9 protein-coding genes are annotated in these 9,079 nt (G+C 63.9%); 4 read left to right on the top strand and 5 right to left on the bottom strand.

All coding sequences use genetic code 11. The annotated features are described in order from the left end of the window. Positions 1-121: 121 nt before the first annotated feature. On the bottom strand, positions 122-2,638 hold the full coding sequence (hrpB, locus tag ACIPQ1_RS05860) for an ATP-dependent helicase HrpB (RefSeq protein WP_446533743.1): 2,517 nt from the start codon (positions 2,636-2,638) through the stop codon (positions 122-124). Between the two features lie 95 nt (positions 2,639-2,733). Here hrpB and ACIPQ1_RS05855 point away from each other — a divergent pair, with 95 nt between their 5' ends. After that, entirely contained in the window at positions 2,734-3,153 is a 420-nt protein-coding gene (locus ACIPQ1_RS05855) for a hypothetical protein (RefSeq protein WP_053125612.1), read from the top strand. A 28-nt stretch (positions 3,154-3,181) separates the two neighbouring features. Beyond that, complete coding sequence (locus ACIPQ1_RS05850) at positions 3,182-4,075, top strand: cation diffusion facilitator family transporter (protein WP_446533742.1); 894 nt, start codon at positions 3,182-3,184, stop codon at positions 4,073-4,075. A gap of 153 nt (positions 4,076-4,228) precedes the next feature. Here ACIPQ1_RS05850 and ACIPQ1_RS05845 read toward each other — a convergent pair whose 3' ends face one another. Next, a complete protein-coding gene (locus tag ACIPQ1_RS05845; RefSeq protein WP_446533741.1) occupies positions 4,229-5,239 on the bottom strand; it encodes a DUF6515 family protein in 1,011 nt (336 codons plus the stop codon). Positions 5,240-5,651: 412 nt separating this feature from the next. Here ACIPQ1_RS05845 and ACIPQ1_RS05840 point away from each other — a divergent pair, with 412 nt between their 5' ends. Then, positions 5,652-6,131, top strand: coding sequence for an Lrp/AsnC family transcriptional regulator (locus ACIPQ1_RS05840; RefSeq protein WP_003185723.1), 480 nt, complete (start codon positions 5,652-5,654; stop codon positions 6,129-6,131). A gap of 292 nt (positions 6,132-6,423) precedes the next feature. Further along, entirely contained in the window at positions 6,424-6,633 is a 210-nt protein-coding gene (locus ACIPQ1_RS05835; protein ID WP_003228500.1) for a DUF2788 domain-containing protein, read from the top strand. Here ACIPQ1_RS05835 and ACIPQ1_RS05830 read toward each other — a convergent pair. The 3 genes from ACIPQ1_RS05830 to ACIPQ1_RS05820 all read right to left on the bottom strand — a co-directional run. After that, positions 6,628-7,194, bottom strand: a complete 567-nt coding sequence (locus ACIPQ1_RS05830; protein ID WP_411387559.1) for a pseudouridine synthase — start codon at positions 7,192-7,194, stop codon at positions 6,628-6,630. The genes ACIPQ1_RS05835 and ACIPQ1_RS05830 overlap by 6 nt on opposite strands. 152 nt (positions 7,195-7,346) lie before the next feature. Further along, positions 7,347-8,846 (bottom strand): AMP nucleosidase, encoded by a 1,500-nt coding sequence (gene amn, locus ACIPQ1_RS05825; protein ID WP_186706611.1) that lies wholly within the window; start codon positions 8,844-8,846, stop codon positions 7,347-7,349. 138 nt (positions 8,847-8,984) lie between these two features. Beyond that, positions 8,985-9,079 (bottom strand): IS3 family transposase (locus ACIPQ1_RS05820; protein ID WP_446533913.1); only part of this gene is annotated, 95 nt, incomplete at its 5' end.

Genomic DNA, 9,079 nt, shown 5'->3' with positions numbered 1-9,079 from the left:
CCCCTGTGGGAGCGAGCTTGCTCGCGATAGCGGTGTGTCAGTCGATAATAATGCTGCTGATCCACCGCAATCGCGAGCAAGCTCGCTCCCACAGTGGATCTGTGTTGGATCTTGAATCAGCTCACTTACGCGGCTTGACCCGCGCCGTCGCCTCCGCCACCAGCGGATCGTCCGGCCAGTAATGCTTGGGGTAACGCCCCTTGAGATCCTTCTTCACCTCGGCATAAGTGCTGCGCCAGAAGTTCGCCAAATCCTGGGTCACCTGCACCGGCCGCCGCGCTGGCGACAGCAGGTGCAACTTGACCACCTGCCGGCCGCTGGCAATGCGCGGGGTGTCGGCAAGGCCGAAGAGTTCCTGCAGGCGCACCGCGAGGATCGGTGGATGCTCGCTGTAGTCCAGGCGGATCGACGAACCCGAGGGCACGTGCAAATGGTGCGGCGCCAGTTCATCCAAGCGTTGCGGCAGGGGCCAGGGCAACAGGTTGTGAACGAAGCTCGACACGTCCAGGTTGGCGAAATGGCTGAGGCGCGAGACGCGGCCCAGATACGGCATCAACCAATGCTCGAGGCTGTCCAGCAAGGCGCCGTCGCTGACGTCTGGCCATTCGCTCTCGCCCTTGGCGTCCAGGTCCAGGCGCCGCAGCAGCGCCACCCGCGCCTGCCATTGCCGCAGTTCCGGGGTCCAGGGCAATAATTCCAGGCCCTTGCGCCGCACCAGGTTCACCAAGGCCTGGCTACGGGCTGACTCATCCAGGCCGGTCAGCGGTTCGCGGCTGAGCACCAGTTCGCCGACCTTGCGCTGGCGCTCGGCCCGCAGCACGCCTTCGCGCTCGTCCCAATCCAGTTGGTCCACAGTGCTCACTTGCTCGGCCAGCACCGAATCGAACAGCGTCGGGTCGAAATCCGTCGCCAGGTAGATTCGCTCTTCGCGCTGGCCCTGGCGACTGCCCAAATCGGCGATCACCAACCACGCCTGTTTCATCAGGCTGTCGGCCTCGGCAAACAGCGCCGCACGACCATTGGCCAAACGATATTCCGCGCCGCCGGGCCGGCGCTGCTGGGCGACACGGTCCGGATAGGCCAACGCCAGCAAGGCGCCGAGCCAGCGCGGATGATCGGGATCGGCCACGGCTTCTTCGGCCTTGCCCCGCAGGTAGCCGCGATACTGCCGAGCCAATTGCCGGGCCCGTTGCACCCCACCTTGGGCGCCCCGCGCGGCGCGTTCTTCGCCGGACAGCAAGGCCAGGCGACTGTGCAGGTCCGCGCCGGCACCGCGGAGAATGTCGCGCTCGCCCAACAGTGCGGCGACATTGCAGGCCATGTCTGCCAGGCCCAGCGCCTGGCCGCGCAACAGCAAATGGGCGATACGCGGGTGGGCCGGCAGTTCCGCCATGGCCTGGCCGTGACGGGTCAGTTGCTCACCCTCCAGCGCGCCCAGGCGTTGCAGCAGGTCTTGGGCCTGGGCATACGCAGCGGCGGGCGGAACGTCGAGCCAGACCAGTTGCTGCGGCGTCACGCCCCAGCGCCCCAGTTGCAGGGCCAACCCGGCCAGGTCCGCCGACAGAATCTCCGCACTGCCGTAAGCGGCCAATTGTTCATGCTGGTCTTCGGACCACAACCGGTAACACACCCCCGGTTCCAGGCGCCCAGCACGACCGGCCCGCTGGGTGGCGCTGGCCCGGGAAATGCGCTGGGTGTCGAGACGGGTCATGCCGCTGCCCGGATCAAAACGCGGCACCCGGGCCAGTCCGGCGTCGATCACCACCCGCACGCCGTTGATGGTCAAGCTGGTCTCGGCGATGTTGGTGGCCAACACCACTTTGCGCTGGCCGGGGGGCGCCGGATCGATGGCGGCGCGTTGGGCGGCGAGGTCCAGTTCGCCGTGCAACGGACAGAGCAATACATTGCCGCCCTCACCCAAGGCCTCGGCCAGTTGCTGATGCACCCGGCGAATCTCCGCCTGCCCGGGCAAGAACACCAGGACGCTGCCGGTTTCATCGTGCAGGGCGTCGAGCACCGTCTGCACCAGGCGCGGCTCGATGAACTCGCCGGGCTGGAACGGCCGGCCCCAGCGCACCGTCACCGCAAACATGCGGCCTTCGCTGCGCAGGATCGGCGCGTCGCCCAGCAACCCGGCCAGGCGCTCGCCTTCCAGGGTGGCAGACATCAACAGGATCTTCAGCGGCTGGTCGTCGCGAAACAACTCCCGACCGTTGAGGCTAAGGGCCAGGGCCAGGTCGGCGTCGAGGCTGCGTTCATGGAATTCATCGAAAATCACCAGCCCCACGCCTTCCAGCGCCGGGTCGTCCTGCAAGCGGCGGGTGAGGATGCCTTCGGTGACCACTTCAATGCGGGTCTTGGGCCCGACCTTGCTGTCGAGGCGAATCCGGTAGCCGACCGTCTCGCCGACTTTTTCCCCCAGTTCGCTGGCCAGCCGTTCGGCCGCCGCCCGTGCCGCCAGGCGCCGGGGTTCGAGCATCAGGATGGTCTGTCCGGCCAGCCACGGCTCGTTCAGCAAGGCCAGGGGAACACGGGTGGTTTTACCGGCACCGGGCGGCGCTTCGAGCACGGCTTCGTGGCGCGAGGCCAAAGCTTGGCGCAGGGCGGGTAAAACTTCATCAATCGGCAAAGAAATCATGCTGGCTCCAAAACAGAGGGCCGAGTATAACGGCGAACTGTTTAGCGTGGTCTGGACTCCAACCAGCAACGCCTCTACCTGTTCAGGAGATTGCTATGCGTATTCCCTTTCGCGTGATCGGTGGCGTCCTGGTCGCCACCCTGCTGACCCAGATCAGCGCCTGCGGCTCGATCTTCTACCCGGACCGTCGCGGCCAGATCGACGGCAAGATCGACCCGGCGATCGCCGCCCTCGATGCCGTCGGCTTGCTGTTCTACATCATCCCCGGCCTGATCGCGTTCGCCGTGGACTTTGCCACCGGGGCCATTTATTTCGAACCGGGCCGCAGCGTCCAGATCGAGCCCGAGAAGCTCAAGCCGGCCATCAACCCCGATGGCACCGTCAATAACCAGAAATTGCAGGCGATCCTGGAACGCGAACTGGGCCGCAGCTTCCCGTTGGACGATCCGCGCCTGATCCAACACAAGGGCAGCGCACAACAACTGGCTGCCCTCGGTCTCAAACCGGCCGCATGACCGACGCGACTGAAGGAACGACCGCGCCATGACCACCAGCACCGAACACGCTCGCCTGTTGCGCCTGGCCACCCGGGCGTCGGTGGCCGTGGCACTGACATTGATTGTCGCCAAGGCCTTCGCCTGGTGGCTCAGCGGTTCGGTGAGCATGCTCGCCGGCCTGACCGACTCGACACTGGACGGCGTCACCTCGCTGCTCAATCTGCTGGCGGTGCATTACGCCTTGCGTCCCGCCGACGATGACCATCGCTACGGTCACGGCAAGGCCGAATCCCTGGCTGGCATGGCCCAGGCGCTGTTTATCGGCGGCAGTGCGGTACTGATCGCCTTGCAGGCCTTCGAACGCCTGAAGGAGCCGGTGCCGGTGGACGCGCCCTGGCTCAGCGTCGGTGTGATCGTGTTTTCCCTGGTGCTGACCTTGGCGCTGCTGGCGTTACAGCATCGGGTCATCCGCGCCACCGGCTCCAACGCAGTGCGCGCCGACTCGCTGCACTACCGCTCGGACCTGTTGCTCAACGGCAGCATCCTGGTGGCGCTGGTACTGGCAGGGTTGGGCTGGTATCAACTCGACGCCTGGTTCGGCCTGGGGATCGCGGTGTACATCCTGTGGAGCGCCATCCAGATCGCCCGGGAAAGCTTCGCCGTGCTGATGGATGAAGAACTGCCGCCCGACGTCAGCCAACGCATGCTGGAACTGGCCTGCGCGGTGCCCGGCGTACTCGGCGCCCATGACCTGCGTACGCGGGTCTCCGGCAACCACTGGTTCGTGCAACTGCACCTGGAGCTGCCGGGGGAACTGACCCTGTCAGTCGCCCACGGCATCAGCGACCAGGCCGCCGATGCGATCCATCGCGCTTATCCGAAAGCCGAAGTGCTGGTGCATGCAGATCCGTCGGAAGTCGTGAAGCGCGCCAGCGCCTGATACCGAACACAGAACTCGTGGCGAGGGAGCTTGCTCCCGCTCGGTTGCGCAGCGACCGCAAGATCTTAGGGCCGCTGCGCCCGAAGCGTCGGACCGGCCCAGCGGGAGCAAGCTCCCTCGCCACAAGAGCGGCATCTTGCCTCCCAGCAGAACTCAGTACATCACCTGATACCCACGACTGCTCAAGCAACTGCCTTGGGCCTGGCGATAGGTCTGCACCACTTCCGGTGCCGGTGGGTAGGTGTAGTTGCGCGGGTCGAAACCACTCTGCTGCACTGCCCAGCGATAACAGTCGTAGCCATCCTGATTGACCTGTTCGGGCGGCTGGCCATTGGCGGGATAGGCCACCACATCGAAACTATTGCCCTGGGGTTGCGGCTGCGGGTTGGCGACCGGAGCATCGACCACGACGTAATCCTGGGTGTTGGCTTCATAGATGTAATAGGCGCCAGCAGCGAGGAAGAACAGCGAACTGCCGATCCACACTTCCCGGGCGTAATCAGGCAGGTAACGGGTGCGGATGCCCCGCGGCGGCTCGACCACCACATAACGCGGCCCTTGCGGGCGATACCAGTAGCCGCCCGAATAGAAATAGTCCTGGCCGCGATAGGGCACGCGGTAGTTGCGATCCGGGAAACGGTCGATCACATAACCCGGACGGTATTGCGGCCCTGGCCCCCAACCGTTGCCATGCCCACCCGGCCGACCGGACCAATGCTGATCGGGACGACCGTCATGGTCGGGTCGCGGACCTGCGTTCGGATAGCCATCGTTGCGCCGAGGAATATCGCGGTAATACCCCGGTTGCGGTTCACGGGTCTGGGTCACGCTGTCGGGCCGGCCCTGGATGGGCAAGTTGTTGCCAGGCTGCGGCTGCGGGCGGCCCTGGCCGTTGGGGTCTTGGGGCCCACGCTCATAGTGCTGGCCACCCTGGTATTGCGGCTGCGGCTTGACCTCGAACTGACGACTGTTGTCGCCCCGAATGATCTCGTTGCTCTGCGGCCGTGGCTGGCCCGAATGACCCTGGCCATTGCCGCCCCGACCGTCCTGCCCGCGACCGCCGTCCGGGCCGCCACGGCTTTGCTGATCGTCGGCCATTCCCTGCGCACTGACACTTGCCCACAACAGACCAACACCTGCCAAACGCCAGATGCGCGACTTCATGAAATTCCTCACAACGGTTCAAGGCCTGATGATAAGACTGAGAAAGCCCAGGCCGGTTCTGCGACAGATTATCAGCCACGGGGTTTATTTCGCAGGCATTAAAAAAGGGAGGCCCGTCGGCCTCCCCTTGAGAATTTCGTCCGTGCGCGACGCTTATGACGTCGGCTCACCTCACGCCGTCTTCTGGACGGTGTGCAGCTCGGGGGCGCCAGTACCGGTGGGTACTGCGGCCGCAGCCGGCCTGATTGGGCGGGCTGCACTGGACTGTTTGTCCGAGCAGTGATCTTGGTGGTAAGCATAAGCCTGGGGTGCCGACGGATGATTGCGAAGATTGCGGAAATAAACATCACTTGCGCAATTTTTAACCCCGGATAGATAATCCGCCGCAATTATCAAGATAAAGGCCCGACCGATGAGCAAACTCGACCGTTACGACCTGAGCATTCTGGCGGAATTGCAACGTGACGCGCGCATCTCCAACCAGGAACTGGCCGAACGCATCGGCCTGTCGCCCTCCCCCTGCTCACGGCGGGTCAAGCAGTTGGAGGATGACGGCTACATCACCCGCCAGGTCGCCCTGCTCGACCGCAAGCTGCTCGGCCTGAGCCTGACGGCTTATGTGCTGATCGGCATGGACCGCCACACTCCCGAGCGCTTCGAGAACTTCGAAGCCGCCATCCGCAACCTGCCGCAAGTGCTGGAGTGCAGCCTGGTCACCGGCATGGACGCCGACTACCAACTCAAGGTCGTCGTGCCGGACATGGACCATTACCAGAAACTGCTGCTGGGGCACCTGACCCGGATCGATGGTGTCACCAGCGTGCGTTCGAGCTTTGTGCTGAACCAGGTGCTTAACAGCACCGAACTGCCGTTGACTCATCTGCGCAGCTGACCGCTTTTGTGGCGAGGGAGCTTGCTCCCGCCTGGGTTCCGGGGTGCACACAGAAAACGCGTCTACTGCAAATCCCTGTGGGAGCGAGCTTGCTCGCGATGGCGGTAGCACATCCAACATCAATGCAAGCTGAACCACCGCTATCGCGAGCAAGCTCGCTCCCACAGGGGGCTATAGCGTCAGCCCAGGCGATGAATAGCTGCGACACACCGCCGCAGGCCAATCCTCCACCCGCCCCCCATGCCTTATACTCGCCGCGCCTTTTCAATCCCGCCCACGCCGGAGTGTCCTGATGGATCCTGCTGTCTTCGAAGAGTGGATGATGACCGGCCTGGTCAGCATCCTGATCATTTTCATGGGCTTCATCGTCTGGGACCTGGCGAAGAAGTCCAAGGCCGGGCGTTTTGGCTCGTTCATCCTGTTTTTCGTGCTGGGCCTCGGCGTGGCGGCGTTCATCATCAAGAGCGTGGTGATCGGCCTGATCGAATCCGGCGCGTTATAAGCGCGCCGGGACTTCTTTCCACTGGCCCTGGTCGAGCCCTTCGAGTGTCCAGTCGCCGATCCTGACCCGCACCAGGCGCAGTGTCGGCAAGCCCACTGCGGCAGTCATGCGCCGCACTTGGCGATTGCGCCCTTCGCGGATCACCAGCTCCAGCCAGCTCGTCGGCACGCTTTTACGAAAACGCACCGGCGGGTTGCGTGGCCATAATTGCGGTTCGTCCAATGGGCGCGCCTCGGCCGGCAACGTCATGCCGTCGTTCAACTCCACGCCATCACGCAAACGCTGCAACTGTTCAGCGCTCGGCTCACCCTCGACCTGCACCCAATAGGTCTTGGCCAATTTGTGCTTGGGGTCGGCAATACGCGCCTGCAACTGCCCATCGTTAGTCAGCAACAGCAAACCTTCGCTGTCCCGGTCCAGGCGTCCGGCCGGGTAGATGCCCGGTACGTCGATAAAATCCTTGAGCGTCGCCCGCCCCTCACCGTCGCTGAATTGCGTCAGCACATCGAAGGGTTTGTTGAACAGGATCAGCTTCGGCGCGGCCGGCGGAGCCTTGGCCACACGGCGCGGTGCGGCGATTGCAGGCTTCGCGCCAGGGCGACGGGAAGCAGGGCGTGGAGGACGGGGCATGGCAAATACAACATCTAACGGTCAGGGCCGACCATGCTAGTGGCCCGACCGTTAAATAACCACCATCCCCCTTCAACAGGACATCAGCGGAACGGCGGCTCGTCGAAGCTGCGCAGCTTGCGCGAGTGCAACGAGTTGAGTTCGGTGCGCAGCAGGTCCAACGCCGCGATGCCGATCTTCAGGTGCTGGTTGACCGCCCGTTCATAGAATGCGTTGGCCGAGCCCGGCAATTTGATCTCGCTGTGCAACGGTTTGTCCGAGACGCACAGCAACGTGCCATAGGGCACCCGCAGGCGATAACCCTGTGCGGCGATGGTGCCGCTTTCCATGTCCACCGCCACGGCGCGGGACAGGTTGATCAGCGGCCGTTCCTGGGCCCAGCGCAGTTCCCAGTTGCGGTCGTCGTAGGTCAGCACGGTGCCGGTGCGCAGGCGTTTTTTCAGCTCGTCGCCCTTCTCGCCAGTGATGTTCGCCGCGGCCTGCTGAAGCGCCATCTGCACTTCGGCCAGGGCTGGAATCGGAATATTCGGCGGCACCACCCGGTCGAGAATCCCGTCGCGGCGCATGTAGGCGTGGGCCAGCACGTAGTCGCCGATGGTCTGGGACTGCCGCAGCCCGCCGCAGTGGCCGATCATCAGCCAGCAATGCGGGCGCAGCACGGCGAGGTGATCGGTGATGTTCTTGGCGTTGGACGGGCCGACACCGATGTTCACCAGCGTCACGCCATGACCGTCGCTGGCCTGCAAGTGATAGGCCGGCATCTGGTAGCGGTGCCAGACCACGCCGGCAGCGATGGCCGACGCTTCGCTGTGCTCCATGTTCTTGTCGATGATCACGTTACCCGGCAGGACCATGCGCACGAAACGCGGGTCGCTGCGCAACTGCTCCAGGCCATGGACGATGAACTGGTCGACGTAGCGGTGGTAGTTGGTCAGCAGGATCCACGGCTGCACATGGCGCCAGTCGCTGCCGGTGTAATGCACCAGCCGGCGCAGGGAAAAGTCCACCCGCGCGGCGTCGAACAGCGCCAGGGGCAGCGGGTCGGTGTTTTCCCAATCATAGAGGCCGTCGGCGATGCCATCGGTGGCGGCCGACAGGTCGGTGCTGGGGAATACCCGCGCCAGCACGGCGGCGGTCACGCCGGAGCCGGCCAACTCATCGCCTTGCTCCACCACGTACGGGTACGGAATGTTCTGCTCGCTGACCCCCACTTCCACGGTGACGGTAAAGTCGTGCATCAGCGGGACCAGCTGTTCCAGCAGGTATTTACGGAACGCGGCGGGATGAGTGACGGTGACGCTGTAGGTGCCGGGCAACTGGACCTTGGCATAGGCACGCGTGGTTTGCGGGACTTCACCGTGGCAGTGATAGGTCAGGCGCAGGGCGGGATAACGAAACAATGCACGCTGCTCGGCATCCGGTTCGACGCGGTCCTTGAGATACCGCATCAGCGCCTGGTTCAGCGCGGTGGTCGCACGCTCGTGCAGGGCCGCCAGACGATCCACGGCTTGTTCGGCGGTTTGAACGACAATAAACGCTTCGGTCACGATCAGCTTCCTGTGTTCTGACTTGCAGGTCTTCATCTTGCCTGCATCGCCGCCCGACGGGAACAGTGGCGTACTTAGATGTTGCGTACGACTCGCTCCCACAAGGTTTGGTGGTGTACTCAGATGCTGTATACGACTCAGGTCCACTGGACTGACCCCAAAATGTTGGACGGTCTACTGCCACACGCCCACGGATTGGGTCCTGTATTCCACAGGGCTCAGTCCACTGAGCTTTGATTTGATCCGGTCATGATTGTAATAACTGATGT

It is taken from the genome of Pseudomonas sp. LARHCG127 (assembly GCF_052871455.1).
The sequence above is the reverse complement of the archived record's forward strand: the minus strand, read 5'-3'. Positions and strand labels throughout refer to the sequence as shown.

Excerpts from the sequence above, each read along its gene's own strand:
- hrpB (WP_446533743.1), bottom strand. The coding sequence starts at position 2,638 with ATGATTTCTTTGCCGATTGATGAAGTTTTACCCGCCCTGCGCCAAGCT.
- ACIPQ1_RS05845 (WP_446533741.1), bottom strand. The coding sequence starts at position 5,239 with ATGAAGTCGCGCATCTGGCGTTTGGCAGGTGTTGGTCTGTTGTGGGCA.
- ACIPQ1_RS05835 (WP_003228500.1), top strand. The coding sequence starts at position 6,424 with ATGGATCCTGCTGTCTTCGAAGAGTGGATGATGACCGGCCTGGTCAGC.
- ACIPQ1_RS05850 (WP_446533742.1), top strand. The coding sequence starts at position 3,182 with ATGACCACCAGCACCGAACACGCTCGCCTGTTGCGCCTGGCCACCCGG.
- ACIPQ1_RS05855 (WP_053125612.1), top strand. The coding sequence starts at position 2,734 with ATGCGTATTCCCTTTCGCGTGATCGGTGGCGTCCTGGTCGCCACCCTG.
- amn (WP_186706611.1), bottom strand. The coding sequence starts at position 8,846 with ATGAAGACCTGCAAGTCAGAACACAGGAAGCTGATCGTGACCGAAGCG.
- ACIPQ1_RS05840 (WP_003185723.1), top strand. The coding sequence starts at position 5,652 with ATGAGCAAACTCGACCGTTACGACCTGAGCATTCTGGCGGAATTGCAA.